The sequence below is a fragment of the Rathayibacter sp. AY2B9 genome (genome assembly GCF_002931595.1).
Lineage (GTDB): Bacteria > Actinomycetota > Actinomycetes > Actinomycetales > Microbacteriaceae > Rathayibacter.
Map to the genome: position 1 here is coordinate 166,857 of NZ_PSUB01000003.1, position 18,886 is coordinate 185,742.

Genomic DNA, 18,886 nt, shown 5'->3' on the forward strand with positions numbered 1-18,886 from the left:
CGCGCGCCCCGACGTAGCGTCGGAGGTCCCGACGAAAGGCGACGACATGGACCAGGACCGCACGGAGCAGGACGACCAGGGCTCGACCATCGGCAAGCCGGACGGGGCGGCGCCCGCTACCTCCTCCGAGAGCGAGACCATCGAGAAGGACATCTCGGAGTCGCCCGGCAGCGAGCGCGAGACCGAGGCCAAGCAGGATTCGGACCCGGCGGAGAGCCGCACCGAGGTCTCCGGCTCGGCCGAGGTGAAGGCCGTGCCCGGCACGGGCGGCCCGGACGACGTGGGCGACGTCGAGGTCGACCCCGACGAGGTCTCGCTGAACGGCAAGCCGTTCCCGGGTCACGCCGGCACGAAGTAGGACGCCCGGGAGGGGCGGGGCCGCGGCTCAGCCCCTCCCGTGCTCTCCGGTCCACCCACCACCGGTCGTCCGCCCTCGCCCGGAGGTTCCGCGGACCGCGCGGATCGTCCCGCGCCTGTCAGGCGAGCGGCGTCAGGCGACCGGCGTCAGCAGGCCCGGGTCGCGGCGGTCGACGGTGCGGGAGTTGTTCACGCGGCGGTCGACCGGGTGGGCCGTGACGGTCGAGGCCATCGCGACGGACGCCCGGTCGAGGGTGGCGAGCATCTCCTCGGCGGAGGCGAGCGGAGCCGGGTCGAGCCAGGCGTCGCGCACGTCGTGCGTGAGGAACACGGGCATCCGGTCGTGCACCTCGCCGGAGGCGTCGCGCGCCTCGCGGGTGATGATCGTGAAGGAGACGCGCCAGTCGTCGCCCTCCTTGCGGGCCGTGTAGAGGCCGGCCGCGGCGAGGATCGGCTCCTCGCCCTGCAGGAACCAGGGCTGCTTGCCGTCGGCGCGGGTCTCCCACTCGTAGTACCCGCGCATCGGCACGATCGCGCGCTGCTTGGCGAACGCCCCGCGGAACAGGCCGTTCGTCGCGACCGACTCGAGGCGCGCGTTGATCGGCGAGGGCCCCCTGCCCTTCGACCAGGACGGGGTGAAGCCCCAGGACGCGAGCTCGAGCTCGCGCTCCCGCTCGCCGTCGTGGAGCCGCTCGCGGACGATCGGCGCGACGTCGGTGGGAGCGACGCTGTAGTCGGGCGCCCAGTCCTCGGCGCGCCCGCCCGCGGCGACGAACTCGCGGATCAGCTCATCGGTCTCGGAGTCCATCGCGAAGCGGCCGCACATGCGGGACAGGCTACGCCGCACCTCCGACGCCGCGCGAGGCGCCCGGTCCGACCACCCGGGACTTCGCGGACCAGAAGCGCATCAGCGCGCCGGCGAGGATCGAGCCCAGCGCGCCGGCGGCGAGGTCGCCGAGCGTGTCCTCGTAGCCGACGAAGATCGAGGAGTCGATGAAGCGGTGCCCCGCCCACTCGCCCCACTCCCACAGGACGCCCGCCGTCGTCCCGAAGCAGGCGCAGAGCACGACCGCCGGGAGCAGCGGCCCGCGATCGCCCGCGACCGCCGGCACGACTCCGGCCCGCGCGGCGACGATGTAGGCCACCGCGGCGATCAGCCCGTTGAGCACGCAGTGCACGACCAGGTCCCACTGCGGCCAGGCCTCGTAGAGGCCGAGGACGCTGCTCCAGGACGCCACGAGCAGCGCGAGCCCGAAGAGGGCGTCGAGCGCCGGACGGATGCCGAGGAAGCGCGGCAGCACCAGCCCGATCGCCGCGAGCGCGAGCACCGCCACGTCGACCAGGTCCCAGCCGATCGCGGCCGCCACGATGCTCGCCGCTCCGATCGCGCGGATGCCGTCGGCCGTCCACTCCCCGCGGGTGCGCGGGGGCTCGAGGAAGGTCTCGACGAGGGCGGAGCCGCTCACGGCTTCGTGAAGCGCAGCACGGCCTGGACCGGCTCGTGGTCGGAGGGCGCCGCTCCCCCGTAGCGGACGGCGTTGATCCCCGCGGAGACGACCTCGAAGGCGCCCTCGCTGACGAGCAGCCAGTCGATCCGCTTGCCCGGCGCCGGCGCGCGGTAGTTCGAGAAGGTGCTCCACGAGTGGGTGAGGTGCTTCTCCGCCGTCTCCCACGCGTCCGCGAGGCGGCCCTCCTCGAGGATCGTCCGGTAGGGGACGGTGTCGACGTCGGTGTTGGTGTCGCCCATCACGATCGCGGGGCGTCCGAGCTCGAGGACGCGGCGGGCGATCAGCTCGGCGGAGCGCTGGCGCGAGCGCCGCGAGATGTGGTCGAAGTGGGTCGAGACCACGGTGAGCTCGCGGCTGGTCGCGTGATCGGTCAGCTCCGCGATCACGGCGGTGCGCGGGATGCGGTTGCCCCAGCTGCGCGAGCCGGCGACGTCCGGGGTGTCCGAGAGGGCGATCTGGGTCCAGTGCCGGACGGCGTAGCGGCTGCGGTCGACGAAGAGCATCACGCGCTCGCCGCCGCGGTCCGCGTCCCGGCCGAAGCCCATCGCCTCGAAGGAGGAGCCCAGCGCCTCGTGCACGGCGGCCGACTGGTCCGGCAGCGCCTCCTGCACGGCGAGGATCGAGGGGCGCTCCTGCTCCAGCACCCGCTGGACGAGCGGGCGGCGCCGGTCCCACTGGTCGACGGCGCGGGAGGTGAGGCGCGGCATGCGGCGGCGGATGTTGTAGGTCATCACGTGCAGATCGGGCGCCTCGGTCGGGCCGATCAGAGGCGTCGCGTCGGTCATCACTCCACCCTACGGGGGCGGATCGAGGTGCCGCGGAGGCTTGCGGTGACCGCTCCCGGCCGCTCTACTTCGGACATGCCCCTCTCCCAGGACCTCACCGCTCTCGCCGACGAGCGCTTCGTCTCGCTCACCACGTTCCGGAAGTCCGGGGACGCCGTCTCGACCCCGGTCTGGATCGCCCGCGACGGCGACGAGCTGATCGTCACCACTCCCCGCCGCAGCGGCAAGGTGAAGCGCCTCCGCAACGACGCGCGGGTGACCCTCGTCCCCTGCGACCGCCGCGGCCGCGTCTCCGACTACGCGGTGCCGGTCGAGGCCGCCGCGGAGATCGACGCCGACCCCGGCGAGGTCGATCGCCTGGGCCGCGTGTTCCTGGCGAAGTACCGGCTCGAGTACCGCGTGTTCCTCCTGATCGAGGGCCTGGTCACCCGCGCCGACCGCACCCGCGTGATGCTCCGCGTCTCCGACCGCTGACCCGGCACCGCCCTACACCCCCGGAGGCTCCCGCCGGAAGGCCTGGGGGCCGCCGGACCCGAGGTCTACCGTGGGGCGATCGCCGGTGCCCCTGCGCGCTTCCCGCGCGCGTTCCGGCGGCAGTCAGAAGGAGCACGCAATGAGCATCGGAGCAGGGATCTTCCTCCTCGTCGTCGGCGCGGTCCTCGCCTTCGCGGTGGACGTGCAGGTGTCCGGGATCGACCTGAAGCTGGTCGGCTACATCCTGATGGCGGCCGGAGCGGTCGGCCTGATCCTCGGGCTGGTCCTGCTGACGCGCCGCCGCCAGGCCGTCTCGACCACGCGCTCGGCCGTCGACCCGGCCAGCGGCGAGCAGGTCACCCGCCGCTCGAGCGAGAGCGACGGCCCGCTGATCTGATCGGCGGAACGACGAAGGGCGGGACCTCGCGGTCCCGCCCTTCGTCGTTCACGGCCCTACTCTGCGGGCTCGTCCGGCTCTCCGCCGGAGACGGTGTCGGTGTCGCCGCCACCGGAGGAGGTGTCCGTCCCGGTGCCGTCGGGGAGGTCCTCGGTCTTCTCGGTGTCCTCACCCGTGGTGCGGTCGGTGCTCATGGCGCTCTCCCTTCGCGTCGGCGACCTGCCGACCCTCCCACTCTGCTCCGCCCGCGCCTCGCGGGGCAGGGGGTAGCGGAGGCGGAGGGCGGCGTGGAAGGCGCCTACTCCTCGACGACGATGGTGGTGATGACCGGGTTCCGGCGGTGGCGGCGGGTCAGCCAGCGGCCGAGGGTGCGCGTGATCAGCGCCTCCATGGCCTCGAGCTCGACCGGCTTGCCCGCGGCCTGCAGGACGGCGTCGTCGATCGCCTTGCTCGCGTTGGCCTTCCAGCCCGGCTCCTCGACGAAGCCGCGGGTGAAGAACTCGACCGGCTCGCCGAGCGTGCCGCGGTCGAGGTCGGCGATGGCGAGGACCGTGATGGCCCCCTCCTCGGCGAGGACGATGCGGTCGTTCATCGCGTCCTCGGTGGCGACGCCCATCGTGGTGCCGTCGACCAGGATCTGGTCGGCCGGGATGCGCCCGCTGATGCGCGAGCGGCCCTTCACCAGGTCGATCGAGACGCCGTCCTCGATGACGAAGACGTCCTTCTCGTCGATCCCGGTGCGGGTCGCGATCGCCGCGTTCGCGGTGAGATGGCGCCACTCGCCGTGCACGGGGAGCACCGCGGTGGGGCGCAGGATGTTGTAGCAGTAGGCGAGCTCGCCCGCGCTGGCGTGGCCCGAGACGTGCACCTTGGCGTTGCCCTTGTGCACGACCGTGGCGCCCCAGCGGGTGAAGGCGTTGATGATCCGGTAGATCGCGTTCTCGTTGCCGGGGATCAGCGAGCTGGCCAGCAGCACGGTGTCGCCGGGGCCGATGTCGATGATGTGGTCCTTGTTGGCCATGCGCGAGAGCGCCGCCATCGGCTCGCCCTGCGAACCGGTGCAGATCATCACGATCTCGGTCGCGGGGAGCTTCTCGAGCACCTTCATGTCGACGACGAGGCCGGCCGGGATCTTGAGGTAGCCCAGGTCGGCGGCGATGCCCATGTTGCGGACCATCGAGCGGCCGACGAAGGCGACCTTGCGGCCGTGGCGCTGCGCGGCGTCGAGGACCTGCTGGATGCGGTGCACGTGGCTCGCGAAGCTGGACACGACGATGCGGCGCGGCGCGGTGCGGAACACCTGGTCGATCGCGGGGGCGAGGTCGCCCTCCGAGATCGCGAAGCCGGGGACGTCGGCGTTCGTGGAGTCGACCAGGAACAGGTCGACGCCCTCGTCGCCGAGGCGCGCGAAGCCGGGGAGGTCGGTGGTGCGCCCGTCGAGCGGGAACTGGTCCATCTTGAAGTCGCCCGTGTGCAGCACGAGGCCGGCCTCGGTGCGGATCGCGACGGCGAGCCCGTCCGGGATGGAGTGGTTCACGGCGAGGAACTCGAGGTCGAAGACGCCGGCGTCGATCCGGTCGCCCTCCTTCACCGGGCGCGTGCGCGGCGTGATGCGGTGCTCCTGCAGCTTCGCGCTGATCAGCGCGAGGGTGAAGGTCGAGGCGATGATCGGGATGTCGCCGCGCTCCTTGAGGAGGTACGGCACGCCGCCGATGTGGTCCTCGTGGCCGTGGGTGAGGACGATGGCCTCGATGTCCTTCAGCCGCGAGCGGATCGCGGCGAAGTCGGGGAGGATCACGTCGATGCCGGGCTGGTTCTCCTCGGGGAAGAGGACGCCGCAGTCGACGATGAGCAGCTTGCCCTTGTGCTCGAAGACGGTCATGTTGCGGCCGATCTCGCCGAGGCCGCCGAGCGGGGTGATCCGCATGGCGCCCTTCTCGAGGGGCTTGGGCTTGGGGAGCTCGAGGTGGTGGCGGGCGGGCTTGGCGGTTCTGGCGTTTCTCATGCGGTTCTTCCGGGAGGGAGTGGCTGGACGCGGGCGCGCGGCGCAGGGTCCGACCGCGCGCCCGGTCGGACCGCGGTGATGTGTCGCTCCGGCGCTGTGAGCGCTGTCGGGAGCGGGTGGAGGTGTGCGGGACGGGGCCGGGCGGGGCCGCTCTCAGCGGGCGGTGCCGTCCGTGCGGCGCGCTCTCGCGCACCGACCGTCCCGTACATCCTGCCAGCGTTCCCTGGGTCGCGGGTCCAGGAGGCGGGATCCGGGCCTCGCAGGCGCTCAGGCGCGTGCGTCCTCCGGGGTCTCGGCGGCCTCCTCCGCCGCGCGGAGCACGCGCAGGGTGTTGCGTCCGGCCAGGTCGAGCAGCTCCGCGTCGCTCCAGCCGCGGTCGGCCAGCTCGGCCAGCAGGCGCGGGTAGCCCGAGACGTCGCCGAGCCCCTCGGGCAGGTCGGCGACGCCGTCGAAGTCGCTGCCGAGGCCGACGTGGCGGGACCCGACGGCCGCGCGGGCGGCGTCGACGTGGTCGGCGACCTGCGCGACGGTGACGAGCGGCGCCGGATGCGCGCGGCGCCACTGCTCGAAGGCGGCGAGCGCGGCGGGGTCGGCCACCGGGAACGCGGCCCGGTTCGCCCGCGCGGCGTCCTCGGGTGCCTCGGCGGGGCGGGGGGCGCGGGGCCAGGGCATCGACGTGGTGATCCCGAGCCCGGTGCGGGCTGCGTCCGCCTCGGCCGACCAGTCGGCGAAGGCGCGCGAGACGAACTGCGCGACGAAGGCGATCTGCAGCACTCCTCCGTTCGCGGCGAGCGCCGCGAGGGCCCGGGCGGAGACGTTGCGCGGATGCGCGGCGACGTCCGCGACTCCGGAGTGGGAGTAGAGGACGGGAGCGGAGGTGGCGGCGAGCGCGGCGAGCTGGGTGCGCTCGGAGGTGTGCGAGAGGTCGACGACGACGCCGAGCCGGTTCAGCTCGTGGACGACGGCCACCCCGTCCGCCGTGAGCCCGCCCTCGACCGGGGTGCCGGTGGCGGCCTCCGCCCAGTCGAGGGAGCTGTTGTGCGTGAGCGTCATCGTCCGCACGCCCAGCCGGGCGAGCATCCGGAGCACGCCGAGGGAGGAGGCGACGGAGTGGCCGCCCTCGATCCCGAGGAAGGAGGCGATCCGGCCGGAGGCGACCGCCTGCTCCGCCTCCCGCACCGTGGTCACGACGCGCAGGTCGCGCGGGTGGGCGGCGGCGAACCGGTACGCGGCGTCGATCTGCTCCAGCGTCGCGGCCACCGCGTCGCCCTCGCTCTGCAGCGCCGAGACGAAGACCGACCAGACCTGCGCCGAGACGCCTCCCGCGCGCAGCCGCGGCAGATCGGTGTGGAACTCCGGGCGGGGCCGGTCGAAGCCCTCGACGCGGTACCCCTCGTAGCGCCGCAGCCCGCAGAGCAGGTCGTTGTGCGTGTCGAGCAGCACCTCGCCCTCGAGGAGCCGGCGGAGGCGCTCGGCGCTCACGCGTCGTCGTCGGTGGGGATCGGCCCGACGCCGCGCCAGCGGGAGAACACCAGGGTCGTGTAGGTGTCGGCGACCACCGGGTCGGAGGTGACGCAGTCGAGGACGAAGTCGCTCAGCTCGTCGGGGCTCGCGGCGACCACTTCGATCAGGTAGTCGTCCTCGCCCGCGACCAGCCACAGGTTCACCACCTGGGGCAGCTTCGACATCGCCTCGGCGAAGCGGGCGTTCTCGGCTCGGGAGTGCTCGCGCAGCTGGACGCGGAGGATCGCGCGGATGCCCTTGCCGAGCAGGCGCGCGTCGACCTCGGCGTGGAAGCCCGAGATGACTCCGCTCTCGATCAGCGCCCGCACCCGGGCCAGCGAGGAGGAGGGCGCGAGGCCGATCCGGTCGGCCAGCTCCTTGTTCGGGATGCGCCCGTCCTGCACCAGGACGTTGATGATCGCGCGGTCGACCTCGTCGAGCCGGACCGGCCTAATTATGTTCGGCAAGGGAGACACCTTTCGCGGGGGTGAGCCGCTTCTGTGCGGCCAGAGTAGGAATCGCTGTACAGGATACAGACCGTTTGCCTCAACGGGCATCGACGTGCAGACTTTCTGCGAGATCACCGAACGCATGCGCCAGTCCCCTCGATGACGCCGCACCCTCCCGACTCCCCCGAGTCTCCCGATGCACCACACACGAAGGGGTACCTCCTCCCATGAAACGGCTCCCGAAGCTCCTGATGGCGGCGGTCGCGATGACCGCGGCCGTCGGCCTGCTGTCCGCCTGCGGCACCGACTCGACGTCGTCGAGTCAGGCCGGCACGTCCTCCCACGTCCTCACCGTCGGCAAGCTGCTCCCCCTGCAGGCCGTCGATCCGCACAAGGTGAACGACGGCATGTCGAACGAGGTGCTCACCGCCGTCTTCGACGGCCTCTACACGCTCGACGCCGACGGCCAGATCGACCCGCTGATGGCGGAGAGCGTCGAGAAGTCCGACGACGGCCTGACCTACACCTTCACGATCCGCGACGCGTCGTGGAGCAACGGGACGCCGGTCACCGCGCAGGACTTCGAGTACTCGTGGAAGCGCCTGGTGAACCCGGCCACCGCGGCCCCGAACAGCAACGAGGCGGTCGCCGCCGGTATCAAGAACGCGAACGAGATCGTCAACGAGGGGATGGACTACACCCAGCTCGGCGTCACGGCGCTGGACGACAAGACCCTGCAGGTGCAGCTCGCCGCGGACGTGCCCTACTTCCAGGCGCTGCTGGTGCGGCCGGCGTTCCTCCCGGTGAACCAGGCCTACCTGGAGAGCGTAGGCGACACCTACGGCCAGACCCCCGAGACGACGATCTACAACGGGCCCTTCGTCTGGGACTCGTGGGACTTCGCGAACAACTTCTCGGTCGCCAGGAACGCCGACTACTGGAACGCCTCCGGCATCGACCTGGACGCGATCAAGTGGCAGGTGGTGAAGGACTCGCAGACCGCGGCGCTCCTCCAGGAGAGCGGCGACCTCGACTTCACCGAGATCTCCGGAAGCCTGATCGACCGCTACACCGACTCCCCCGAGCTGACCACGGCGCTCGAGGTGCACATGTGGTACTTCTACCCCAACCTCCAGAATCCCGCGCTCGCGAACGAGGACATCCGCACTGCGCTGGCCACCTCCTTCGACAAGGAGGCGCTCGCCGACGAGGTGCTGAAGAACGGCGCCCAGCCGGCCGACTACTTCGTCGGGCAGAACCTGGCGGTCGGACCCGACGGGAAGCAGTTCCGCGACACGGGGGGCAGCTACCTCGCCTACGACCTCGACGCGGCGCAGGCCGCCTGGACGAAGGGCCTCGCCGTCCTGGGCACCGACTCCGTGAGCCTCACGCTCTCGTACTGGGACGACGAGGCCTCGATCGCGCAGGCCGAGTACGTCGCCTCGCAGTGGGAGGCGAACCTGCCCGGTCTGAGCATCGAGCTCACCAGCCAGCCCAAGGCGACGGCGAACGAGCAGGCCACGGCCGGCGACTTCGACCTCTACCTCTTCCGCTGGGGCCCCGACTACAAGGACCCGATGGCGTTCCTGGAGCTGCTGTCCTCCACCTCCGCCCGCGACTTCGGCGGCTACGCGAACCCGGAGTACGACTCGATCATCGCCGCGGCCCGCACCGCCGACATGCTCTCCCAGCCGGAGGCGCGCTGGCAGAGCCTGCACGACGCGGAGGACATCCTGATGGGCGACGTGGCGGTGATCCCGACCGTGCAGAACGGCATCGCGATGCTGATCAACCCCGCCGTGCAGGGCATGGAGGTCCGCAACGTGAGCCTGACCTGGAACTACCGCCTCGTCACGAAGGACGACTGATGCGGACCACCCCCCGAGAGGAGACGGCACGATGACCGCGACGAGGACCCTGCGCGAGCTGATGGAGTCCGGGAGCGTCCTGGCCCCCTGCGTCTTCGACTGCTCCTCCGCCCGAGCGGTCGAGCTGGCCGGCTTCGAGGCGATGCTGCTGAGCGGATCGGAGGTGTCGATGTCGATGAAGGGCATCCCCGACCTCGGACTGCTCTCGCTGGAGGAGCTCCTCTGGGCGGTGGAGCGGATCGTCGACATGTCGCCGCTGCCGCTCGCGGTCGACATCGAGGACGGCTTCGGCGCCAGTCCCCTGCAGGTCTACGAGACCTGCAGGCGGGTGGCCAAGGCCGGCGCGATGGCGGTGCTGATGGAGGACGAGTTCGAGCCCGGCTACGCCCGGGACGTCTCGGCCGACAACATGATCCCCCGCGAGGAGTACTACGCGAAGGTGCGGGCCGCCGTCCGCGCCGTCGAGGGCACCGACTGCATGGTGATCGCGCGCAGCAACTACGGCAGCGCGAATCTGGAGGAGGGCATCCAGCGGATGATCGACTGCGTCGCCCTCGGAGCGCACGCGACGGTCGTGGTCAACGTCACGACCCTCGCGGACGCCACCGAGGTGGCCCGCCGGGTGCCGGGGCTGAAGATGTTCGCCGACATCAACGCCAAGCGCGGCCTCGAGCAGATGTCGTTCGCGCAGCTGGCGGAGCTGGGCTTCCAGCTGGTCACGATGCACTTCACGATGAAGGCGTCCATGGCCGGGATGATCGAGGCCGGCCGGGCGAACCTCGCCGAGATGGGCAACACCTACTCGAACGAGCTGATGCCGGAGGAGTACCCGGGCCACAGCGGCATGGCGTTCTTCGCCGCGCAGGAGCTGCTCGACCTCGAGTCGGAGTTCTCGGGCCGCGTCCAGTCGTTCAACGACCCTCGGACCGTGCACGCGGCCCCGGCCGGCTGAGCGCGACCGCACCTCCGCAGGGCCGTCCGCCCGCGCCTCGAGCGCGGCGGGCGGCCCTTCGTCGTGCGCGGGGCGCGAGGGGCGCGGCGCCGAACATCGTTCGGCCGAGAGCCCTCACTGCCGCACGCAGCCGAATCCGCTTCGGCAGCAGCGTCGCATCGGCGCTTCTGTTCGGCTGACTTGCTGCTCGACCGCGTTCTATGCAGACTTAAGCCACTACCACCGAACGACCGAGGCTCCGAAGCCGGATCAACGAAAGAGACTCACTCCCATGACTGAACTGGCACAGACGAGCGGAACCGCCACGATCGGCTCCTCTCAGCCCGACTTCGTCGAGATCGACGGCTTCACGCTCACGATCGAGGACATCGCGCTCGTCGCCCGCGGGCTCTCGGACGGCACGTTCCCCGAGGTCGTCCTCAGCGACGAGGCCCGCCGGGTCACGAACGAGGCCCGCGCCTACGTCGACGAGCACTTCCTCGCCCCCGACGCCCCCGCCATCTACGGCATCAACACCGGGCTCGGCCGGCTGATGGACGTCCGCGTCCCCGCCGAGGACCAGGCCCGCTTCCAGCGCCTGGTCATCAACTCCCACTCCGCCGGAGTCGGCGAGCCGCTCCCCCTCGACGAGACCCGCGCGCTGCTGCTGCTGCGCACCAACGCGATCGCCAAGGGCATGTCGGGCGTGCGGATCGAGTGCATCGACCGCCTGATCGCGATGCTCAACGCCGACGTCCTCCCGGTCATCCCGGGCCAGGGCTCGGTCGGCGCCTCGGGCGACCTCGCCCCCCTCGCGCACATGGTCAGCGTGATGGTCGGCCACGAGAAGGCCGAGGCCTACCACCGCGGCGTGCGGATGCCCGCCGTCGAGGCCCTCACTGCGGCCGGACTCGCCACCGAGTTCGAGCTCAAGCCCAAGGACGTCCTCGCCCTGATCAACGGCTCCACCATCTCGCTCGCCACCGCCTGCCTCGCCCTGCACGACGCGTGGAGCCTCACCCGCCAGGCGGACGTGGCCCTCTCGCTCTCGCTCGAGGCGATCCGCGGCGAGCTCGACGCGTTCGACGAGCGCATCCACCTCGCCCGCAACGCCCCCGGCCAGGTCGACGTGGCCGCGAACGTCCGCGCCCTCACCGCGGGCAGCGAGCGCACCGTCGAGGAGGCGCGCCGCCTCCGCCTCCCGGACGAGCAGCGCGTCGGCGGCGTCTACAAGCCGCGCGTGCAGGACGCCTACTCGCTGCGCTGCGCGCCGCAGGTGCACGGCACGACCCGCGAGTCGCTCCTGTTCGCGCAGACGCTGCTGGTGCGCGAGGCCAACGCCGCGACCGACAACCCGCTGGTGCTCCCGGACGGCGAGGGCGGCTACGACGTCCTCTCCGGCGGCAACTTCCACGGCGAGCCGATCGGCGTCGCGGCCGACCTCATCGCGATCGCGGTCGCCGAGATCGGCGCCATCTCGGAGCGCCGCTCGTTCCGCCTCACCGACCCCAACCTCAGCTACGGCCTGCCGCTCAACCTCGTCGGCGGCCAGCTCGGCCTCAACACGGGCTTCTCGATCGTGCACTGCGCGGCGGCCGCCATCGCCTCCGAGAACAAGGTGCTGTGCTTCCCCTCCGTCGTCGACTCGATCCCGACGAAGGCGAACCAGGAGGACCACGTCTCGATGTGCACCTTCTCCTCGCGGAAGGCGCGCAGCATCATCCACAACACGCAGGTGATCCTCGGAGTGGAGTTCATCCTCGCCACCCAGGGCATCGACCTCGCGTCGCCGCACCTGGAGGACCGGGCGCTCGGCGAGGGCAGCACGGCCGCCTACGAGGCGGTCCGCTCGATCGTGCCGATGACCCGCGAGGACATCTACCAGTCGGAGCAGATGATCAACGCGCAGGCGATGGTCGTGCTCGGCACCGTCCTCACCGCCGTCGAGGCGCGCATCGGAGCCGTGCGGTGACCGCGGGCGGGACGGTCGTCCACGGCCGCGTCGTCACGCCGGGCGCCGTGATCGAGGACGGGGCGGTGGTCGTCGAGGACGGCCGCATCGCCGCCGTGCTCGGCGGACGCGAAGCGGCGCGCGCCCTCACGGAGGCCTCGGTCGTGATCGGCGGCGCGGGGATGCTCGTCCTGCCCGGCGCGGTCGACGCGCACGTCCACGCCTTCTCGGAGCCGGCCGAGACGTTCACCGGCGCGACCTCGGCCGCCGCCGCGGGCGGGGTGACCACGATCCTCGACATGCCCTACGACGCGGGCAGCCCGGTGAACACGGCCGCCGCCGTCGTCGCCAAGCGCGAGCGCCTCGAGCGCGAGGCCGTCGTCGACGTCGCCCTGCACGGCACGGTCCGCCCCGGGGACGGCGCGCGGGACGTGGCCGGGATGATCGACGAGGGCGTCTGCGGATTCAAGGTCTCGCTGTTCGAGACCGACCCGATCCGCTTCCCCCGCATCCCCTCCGACCAGCTGCTCGAGGCCTTCGCGATCATGGCCGAGCGCGGCGTCCGCGTCGGCGTGCACGCGGAGGACGGCGAGATCATCGGCGCGCTCGTCGCGGCGGCGAAAGCCGCGGGCCGCACCGCCCCCCTCGACCACGTCCGCAGCCGCCCGCCCGTGTCCGAGACCTCCTCGGTGGCGCTCGGGCTCGAGCTCGCCTCGGCGGCCGGTGTGCCCTTCCACATCTTCCACGCGAGCCTCCCCGGCACCGTCGAGCTCGTGACGGCGAGCGCCGCCCGCGGGCTCGACGCGACGCTGGAGACCTGCCCGCACTACCTCGTCCTCACCGAGGACGACATGGAGCGGCTCGGCGCGCTCGGCAAGATCAACCCGCCGCTGCGGACCGCCGAGCACGCCCGCGGGATGTGGGAGGCGCTCGCCGACGGCCGGATCGGCCTGGTGACCTCCGACCACGCGCCGTGGCCGCTGGCGAAGAAGAGCGCCGACGTGATCTTCGACAACGCCTCCGGGGCGCCCGGCGTGCAGACCCTGCTGCCGATCGTGATCGGCGCCGGATACCTCGGCGGCCGCCTCTCGCTGCTGCGCGCCGCCGAGGTCCTCGCGACGAACCCCGCCCGCGCGTTCGGCCTCGGGCACCGCAAGGGCGCGATCGAGGCGGGCCTGGACGCGGACTTCGCCGTCGTCGATCCGTCCGGCACGACCGTGATCGACGACACCCCGATGCTCTCGACCGCCACCTGGAGCCCCTACGCCGGGATGTCCTTCCCCGGCCGCCTCGAGACCACCGTCGTCCGCGGCACCCCCGTCTTCAGCCGGGCCGAGGGCCTGCTCGCGGAGCCGGGCGACGGACGCTTCGTCGCGAGGGCCGCCTGATGGGCGAGCAGTCCCTCCGCGCCTTCGTCGACGCGCTGCCCGCCGACGAGCTCGTCACCGTCGAGCGCACCGTCGACGCCCGCTTCGAGCTGGCGAGCGTGCTCGCGCTGCTGGACCGCGGCCCGGCCGTGCGCCTGACCTCGGTCGCCGGCTCGGCCCACCCGGTCGTCGGCAACGTGCTCTCCAGCCGCGAGCGGATCGCCCGCGCCGTCGGCTGCCGGGTCGACGAGCTGCTCGACCGGCTCACCGCCGCGGTCGCCGACCGCACCCCGGTGCGCGTGGTCGAGGACGCTCCGGTGCAGGCCGTGCGCCTGCCCGCCGCGTCCGTGTGGCAGGAGGTCGTCGCTCCGGTCTGGTTCGAGAAGGACTCCGGCGGCTACCTCACCGCCGGGCTCATCGTGGCGTTCGACCCGGTGACCGGGCACCGCAACGCCTCCTACGCGCGGATCAAGCCGCTCGACGCGACCACCGGCTTCGTCGGGATCGCGCCGAACCACCACCTCACCGCGCTCTCGCGCTCGGCCGCGGCCGTCGGCGGGCTCCCCGTCGCCGTGGTCCTCGGCGCGCACCCGGCCGTGCAGCTCGCCGCCTGCTGCTACCTCGCCCTGGGCGACGACGAGCTGGAGCACGCCGCGCACCTGCTCGGCGAGGAGGTGCGGGTCGCGCGGGCCACGACGAGCGACGTGCTCGTCCCCGCCGACGCGGAGATCGTGATCGAGGGGATCCTGCACGCCGACCGGCCGGTGCACGAGGGCCTCGTGAACGAGTACCACGGCATGTACGAGGACTACGGCGACGGGATCACCCTCGAGGTCACCGCCGTGACCCGTCGCGAGTCCCCCGAGGTCCAGGTGATCCTGCCCGGCCTCTCCTCGGAGCACAGCTACATCGCGGCGCTGCCCATCGCCGCCGGCATCCGGCACGCGCTGCGCAACGTCGGCTGCGACGTCGTCGACGTGGCGGTCACCCACTCCGGCGGCGGCCGGGTCGACGTGGTGGTCGCGATCGCGAACGGCCGTCCGGGCACCGCCAAGCGCGTGATGTTCGGCGCGTTCGCGGCCGTCAGCATGGTCAAGCAGGTCACCGTCGTCGACTCCGACGTGGACGCCTGGGACATGGAGCACGTGCACTGGGCCCGGACGAGCCGGATGCGGTGGGACCGCGACCTGATGCTGGTCGACGGGGTCGCCACCGACCGCAACGTGCCGATGCAGGTCGGCGGCACCGTGACGAAGGTCGGGATGGACGCGACCCGCAAGGAGGGCGACCGCGCCCTCGGCGCCGAGCTGGCCGTCCCGCCCGGGGACGTCCTCCGCCGCGTGCGCGACGCCCTCGTCGCCGACGGAGTCGCCCTCCGCCCCGCCGTCGTCGTGCACGGCTCCCTGGCCGACGACGGGGAGGACCCGCGATGACCCCCGACGTGCGCTTCCCCGACGCCGGCCGGCTGGCCCTCGACCTCGACGAGATCGCCGGCCTCGTCGACTCCTCGCGCCCCGGCTGGAGCCGCGTGGCGATGACCGAGGTCGACACCGACTCCCGTCACTGGGTCGCCGAGCGGATGCGCTCCGCGGGCCTGGAGGTCCGGATCGACGGAATCGGCAACGTGATCGGCACCCTCGCCGGCACGGGAGCCGCCCGCCGCGCGATCGTGATCGGCTCGCACACGGACACGGTGGACGGCGGCGGGCGCTACGACGGCGTCGTCGGCGTGCTGGGCGCGATCGAGGTGGCGCGCCTGCTGCAGGAGTCGGGGATCCGGCTCCACCACGACCTGCGCGTCGTCGACTTCTACAACGAGGAGGCCAACCGCTTCGAGCTCTCCTGCCTGGGCAGCCGCGCGCTGGCCGGCTCCCTCACGGGCGAGCACCTCTCGGCGACCGACGACACCGGGCGCACCCTCGGCGCCGCCCTGGAGGCCGCCGGATGGTCCGACCCGCTCTCGGGCACCCGCTGGAGCCCCGACGAGGTGCTCGGCTTCCTCGAGCTGCACATCGAGCAGGGCCCGGTCCTCGAGCGCGAGGGGCTGCCGCTCGGAGTCGTCACCTCGATCGCGGGCATCTCGCGGTTCCGCACCCTCTTCTCGGGCCGCCGCGACCACGCGGGCACCATGCCGATGGCGCTGCGGCACGACGCCGGCTGCGCCGCGGCCGGCGTGGTCCTCGCGGTCGAGCGCATCGCCTCCCGGGCCGCGGAGGCGGTCGGCACCGTCGGCTCCGTCACCTTCACCCCGGAGGCGACCAGCGTCGTCACCGAGAGCGCCCTGGTCACCGCGGAGTTCCGCAGCCCCGACCCCGGCTGGTTCACCATCGCCCGCGAGCAGATCGCGGAGGCCGCGGCCTTCGAGGCGGCGGCGCGCGGCCTCGGCCACGAGGTGACGTGGCTGCCCTGGGAGCGCCCGACGGCCATCGACCCCCGCCTCGCGGACGGCATCGGCCGCTCCATCGAGCGCCTCGGCCACCCCGCCGCCCGCCTCTACAGCGGAGCCGGGCACGACGGGGTGCAGATGGCGAGACTGGGACCCATCGGCATGATCTTCATCCCCTCGCAGGACGGCCGCAGCCACTGCCCGGAGGAGTACACCGGGATCACGGACATCGCGGTGGGCGTGCACGCGCTCGCGCAGTCCGTGCTCACCCTCGACAAGGAAGGCCTCGCATGAACCGCACCCGCCAGGAGCCCCCCGGCCGCGTGATCGTCGCCATCACCGGCGCCTCCGGAGTCGGGATCGGGGTCCGCATCCTCGAGCTGCTGCGGATGGATCCGGGGCTGCGCAGCGACGTCATCGTCTCGAAGGCGGGCGCGATGACGCTCGACCAGGAGTGCGGCCTCACCCAGAAGCAGGTGGAGGCGCTCGCCGACACGGCCCACCGGCCCGCGCACATCGGCGCCTCCATCGCGTCGGGGTCCACGCCCGCCACGGCGATGGTGATCGCGCCCTGCACGATCAAGACCCTGAGCGGCATCGCCTACGGCCTCGCCGACAACCTGATCACGCGGGCGGCCGATGTCTGCCTCAAGGAGGGCGTGCCGACGCTCCTGATGGTGCGGGAGTCGCCGCTGCACCGCGGCCACCTCGCCGCGATGGACGCGGTGGCCCGCTCGGGCGGCATCATCGCGCCGCCGGTCCCCGCCTTCTACACGCGGCCCGCCTCGGTGGAGGAGATCATCGACTCCCTCGCCCGCCGCGCCCTGGTGCGCGTGGGGCTGACCCAGTTCCACGCCCGCTCCTGGGCCGGCATCCCCGAGGACGGCGAGCGCGCCGTGCTCGCCGAGGGGTCGAGCCGGTGACGAAGTACGTCGCCACCCGGCTGCTCACCTCGGTCTTCACGATCATCGCGATCGCGATCGTGATGTTCGCGCTGCTGCAGCTGCTCCCGGGCTCGCCCTTCAACAGCGAGAAGCTCGACGCGGTGCAGAAGGCGCTCCTCACGCAGAAGTACGGGCTCGACGAGCCGGTGCTGCTGCGGCTGGGCACCTACCTGGTGAACCTCGCCCGCGGCGACTTCGGCATCTCGTACAACCTCATCCCGGACTTCCCCGTCTCGGAGATGCTCGGCAGCCGCCTGCCCGTCACGATCCGCATCGGCCTGCAGGCCCTCGTCCTCGGCGTGGTGCTGGGACTGCTGATCGGCATCGTCTCAGCGATCCGCCCGCGCGGCTGGTTCGACAACCTCTCGACGTTCGTCTCGGTGATCGCCTTCAGCGTCCCGTCGTTCGTCATCGCGCTGCTGCTGGTCTACTTCGTCGGCTTCGAGTGGAAGCTGCTGCCGATCCGGTACTCCGAGTCGGACCCCTTCACCTCGAGCGTGCTGCCGACGATCTCGCTCGCCGCCTACGTGATGGCGGTGACCGCCCGCTACGCCCGCTCCGAGATGCTCGACTGCCTCGAGAGCGACTACATCCTCCTGGCGAAGGCGAAGGGCATCGGCCCCTCCAAGGTGATCGGCCGGCACGCTCTGCGCAACACCCTGGTCTCGATCATCACGGTGCTCTCGCCGCTGCTGATCGGCCTGATCACCGGCTCCGTCGTCATCGAGCAGATCTTCGGAGCGCCGGGCCTGGGCCAGCTGCTGCTCACGGCGATCCAGAACGTCGACTACAACATCGTCATCGCGATCAGCCTCGTCTACAGCATCATCTACATCCTCGTGATGCTGCTCGTCGACGTGCTCTACGGACTGATCGACCCCCGCATCCGACTGGCAGGACAGGCAGCATGAGCGACCGCGTCTCCCCCACGGCCGGCCTCGACGCCGGCGTCCCGCCCGAGGGCCTGCGCCTCGTCTCGCCGGGCAACCGGCCCGCCGGGCCGCCGACCACCTCCACCCGCATCATCCGCGGCGGCGGCCGCGACATCGCCCGGCGCTTCCGCGGCAACTGGCCGGCGATGGTCGGCCTGGTGCTGCTGGTGGTCATCGTCGTGCTGAGCCTGGTGGTCCCCTTCTTCCCCGCAGCCGGAGGAGGAGCGGACGTCGGCTCGCGCTTCCTCCCGCCGCGCGTGCCGCTGCTCGAGGGCCTCGGGATCCTCGACGGCACCCGCGACGGCCGGGACGCGTACGCCGCGGCGGGCCTGCCGCCCGGCACCTACTTCCTCTTCGGCACCGACGAGCTGGGCCGCGACGTGTGGTCGCGGGTCTGGAGCGGCACCCGCGTCTCGCTCCTGATCGCCGTGATCGCCTTCGCGATCGACGTGGTCATCGGCATGACCTACGGCCTGGTCTCGGGCTACTTCGGCGGTCGCACCGACTCGGCGATGCAGCGCGTGGTCGAGGTGCTCTCCGGCATCCCGCAGCTGGTGATCGTGACGCTCTTCGTGGTCGCCGTCGGGCCGGGCATCGGCGCCATCGTCTTCGGCCTCCTGCTGAGCAACTGGCTCGCGATGAGCCGCGTCAGCCGCGCGCAGGCGCTGCGCCAGAAGACGGAGGAGTACGTGCTCGCCTCGCGCACCCTCGGAGCGCGGGACAGCCGGATCGTGTTCGTCGAGATCCTCCCGAACATCATCGGCCCGATCGTGACGATGAGCATGTTCTCGATCCCGTCGGCGATCTTCACCGAGTCGTACCTGTCGTTCGTGGGCCTGGGCGTCCAGGCGCCGATGGCCTCGCTCGGCTCGCTCGTCAGCGTCGGCTACAAGTCGTTCCTCTCCTATCCGTTCCTCGTGATCGTCCCCGTGGTCGTGCTGGGCCTGCTCATGGTGGCGTTCACGCTCGTCGCCGACGGGTTGAAAGAGGCCACCGATCCGCGACTGTCCCACTCGAGAGGCCACTGAC

19 protein-coding genes are annotated in these 18,886 nt (G+C 72.1%); 12 read left to right on the plus strand and 7 right to left on the minus strand.

Annotated features, from left to right (window positions below):
- Nucleotides 1–46 precede the first annotated feature (46 nt).
- Nucleotides 47–358 (plus strand): hypothetical protein, encoded by a 312-nt coding sequence (locus C5C25_RS05045; RefSeq protein ID WP_104222919.1) that lies wholly within the window; start codon nucleotides 47–49, stop codon nucleotides 356–358.
- A 132-nt stretch (nucleotides 359–490) separates the two neighbouring features.
- On the opposite strand, the gene C5C25_RS05050 is transcribed toward C5C25_RS05045, so the two are convergent.
- The 3 genes from C5C25_RS05050 to C5C25_RS05060 are packed head-to-tail and all read right to left on the minus strand — an operon-like array spanning nucleotide 491 to nucleotide 2,650.
- A complete protein-coding gene (locus C5C25_RS05050; protein ID WP_104249930.1) occupies nucleotides 491–1,183 on the minus strand; it encodes an SOS response-associated peptidase in 693 nt (230 codons plus the stop codon).
- A 10-nt stretch (nucleotides 1,184–1,193) separates the two neighbouring features.
- Nucleotides 1,194–1,823 carry a hypothetical protein gene (locus tag C5C25_RS05055; RefSeq protein ID WP_104226114.1) on the minus strand — a complete coding sequence of 210 codons (630 nt, stop codon included), beginning with the start codon at nucleotides 1,821–1,823 and terminating at the stop codon, nucleotides 1,194–1,196.
- Nucleotides 1,820–2,650, minus strand: a complete 831-nt coding sequence (locus tag C5C25_RS05060; protein WP_104249931.1) for an endonuclease/exonuclease/phosphatase family protein — start codon at nucleotides 2,648–2,650, stop codon at nucleotides 1,820–1,822. Before C5C25_RS05060 ends, C5C25_RS05055 begins: the two co-directional genes overlap by 4 nt.
- Nucleotides 2,651–2,725: 75 nt before the next feature.
- Between C5C25_RS05060 and C5C25_RS05065 the strand changes: the two genes are divergently transcribed.
- Nucleotides 2,726–3,124, plus strand: coding sequence for a PPOX class F420-dependent oxidoreductase (locus C5C25_RS05065; protein ID WP_104222923.1), 399 nt, complete (start codon nucleotides 2,726–2,728; stop codon nucleotides 3,122–3,124).
- A 139-nt stretch (nucleotides 3,125–3,263) separates the two neighbouring features.
- On the plus strand, nucleotides 3,264–3,521 hold the full coding sequence (locus C5C25_RS05070) for a DUF6458 family protein (protein ID WP_104222924.1): 258 nt from the start codon (nucleotides 3,264–3,266) through the stop codon (nucleotides 3,519–3,521).
- A 56-nt stretch (nucleotides 3,522–3,577) separates the two neighbouring features.
- Here the strand turns inward: C5C25_RS05070 and C5C25_RS16440 are convergent, their stop codons facing one another.
- The 4 genes from C5C25_RS16440 to C5C25_RS05085 form a co-directional block, all read right to left on the minus strand.
- A complete protein-coding gene (locus C5C25_RS16440; protein ID WP_159940924.1) occupies nucleotides 3,578–3,715 on the minus strand; it encodes a hypothetical protein in 138 nt (45 codons plus the stop codon).
- 104 nt (nucleotides 3,716–3,819) lie between these two features.
- Nucleotides 3,820–5,526, minus strand: a complete 1,707-nt coding sequence (locus C5C25_RS05075) for a ribonuclease J (protein ID WP_104222925.1) — start codon at nucleotides 5,524–5,526, stop codon at nucleotides 3,820–3,822.
- A gap of 267 nt (nucleotides 5,527–5,793) precedes the next feature.
- Nucleotides 5,794–7,008, minus strand: coding sequence for a dipeptidase (locus C5C25_RS05080; protein ID WP_104249932.1), 1,215 nt, complete (start codon nucleotides 7,006–7,008; stop codon nucleotides 5,794–5,796).
- Nucleotides 7,005–7,505 carry an Lrp/AsnC family transcriptional regulator gene (locus C5C25_RS05085; RefSeq protein WP_104238816.1) on the minus strand — a complete coding sequence of 167 codons (501 nt, stop codon included), beginning with the start codon at nucleotides 7,503–7,505 and terminating at the stop codon, nucleotides 7,005–7,007. Before C5C25_RS05085 ends, C5C25_RS05080 begins: the two co-directional genes overlap by 4 nt.
- A gap of 200 nt (nucleotides 7,506–7,705) precedes the next feature.
- Here C5C25_RS05085 and C5C25_RS05090 point away from each other — a divergent pair, with 200 nt between their 5' ends.
- From C5C25_RS05090 to C5C25_RS05130, 9 genes are all read left to right on the plus strand, one after another.
- A complete protein-coding gene (locus C5C25_RS05090) occupies nucleotides 7,706–9,346 on the plus strand; it encodes a peptide ABC transporter substrate-binding protein (protein WP_104249933.1) in 1,641 nt (546 codons plus the stop codon).
- 31 nt (nucleotides 9,347–9,377) lie between these two features.
- Nucleotides 9,378–10,298 carry an oxaloacetate decarboxylase gene (locus tag C5C25_RS05095; protein WP_104249934.1) on the plus strand — a complete coding sequence of 307 codons (921 nt, stop codon included), beginning with the start codon at nucleotides 9,378–9,380 and terminating at the stop codon, nucleotides 10,296–10,298.
- Nucleotides 10,299–10,569: 271 nt separating this feature from the next.
- Nucleotides 10,570–12,249: a histidine ammonia-lyase gene (gene hutH / locus C5C25_RS05100; protein WP_104238813.1), complete on the plus strand. Its 1,680-nt coding sequence runs from the start codon at nucleotides 10,570–10,572 to the stop codon at nucleotides 12,247–12,249.
- Nucleotides 12,246–13,616 (plus strand): dihydroorotase family protein, encoded by a 1,371-nt coding sequence (locus C5C25_RS05105; protein WP_104249935.1) that lies wholly within the window; start codon nucleotides 12,246–12,248, stop codon nucleotides 13,614–13,616. The genes hutH and C5C25_RS05105 overlap by 4 nt, the downstream gene beginning before the upstream one ends.
- Nucleotides 13,616–15,028 (plus strand): UbiD family decarboxylase, encoded by a 1,413-nt coding sequence (locus C5C25_RS05110; RefSeq protein ID WP_104249936.1) that lies wholly within the window; start codon nucleotides 13,616–13,618, stop codon nucleotides 15,026–15,028. Before C5C25_RS05105 ends, C5C25_RS05110 begins: the two co-directional genes overlap by 1 nt.
- On the plus strand, nucleotides 15,025–16,275 hold the full coding sequence (locus C5C25_RS05115) for a M20 family metallo-hydrolase (protein WP_104249937.1): 1,251 nt from the start codon (nucleotides 15,025–15,027) through the stop codon (nucleotides 16,273–16,275). The genes C5C25_RS05110 and C5C25_RS05115 overlap by 4 nt, the downstream gene beginning before the upstream one ends.
- Nucleotides 16,272–16,904, plus strand: coding sequence for a UbiX family flavin prenyltransferase (locus C5C25_RS05120; RefSeq protein WP_104238809.1), 633 nt, complete (start codon nucleotides 16,272–16,274; stop codon nucleotides 16,902–16,904). The genes C5C25_RS05115 and C5C25_RS05120 overlap by 4 nt, the downstream gene beginning before the upstream one ends.
- Complete coding sequence (locus C5C25_RS05125) at nucleotides 16,901–17,836, plus strand: ABC transporter permease (protein ID WP_104249938.1); 936 nt, start codon at nucleotides 16,901–16,903, stop codon at nucleotides 17,834–17,836. The genes C5C25_RS05120 and C5C25_RS05125 overlap by 4 nt, the downstream gene beginning before the upstream one ends.
- Entirely contained in the window at nucleotides 17,833–18,885 is a 1,053-nt protein-coding gene (locus tag C5C25_RS05130) for an ABC transporter permease (protein ID WP_104249939.1), read from the plus strand. Before C5C25_RS05125 ends, C5C25_RS05130 begins: the two co-directional genes overlap by 4 nt.
- The last annotated feature ends 1 nt before the right edge of the window (nucleotide 18,886 follow it).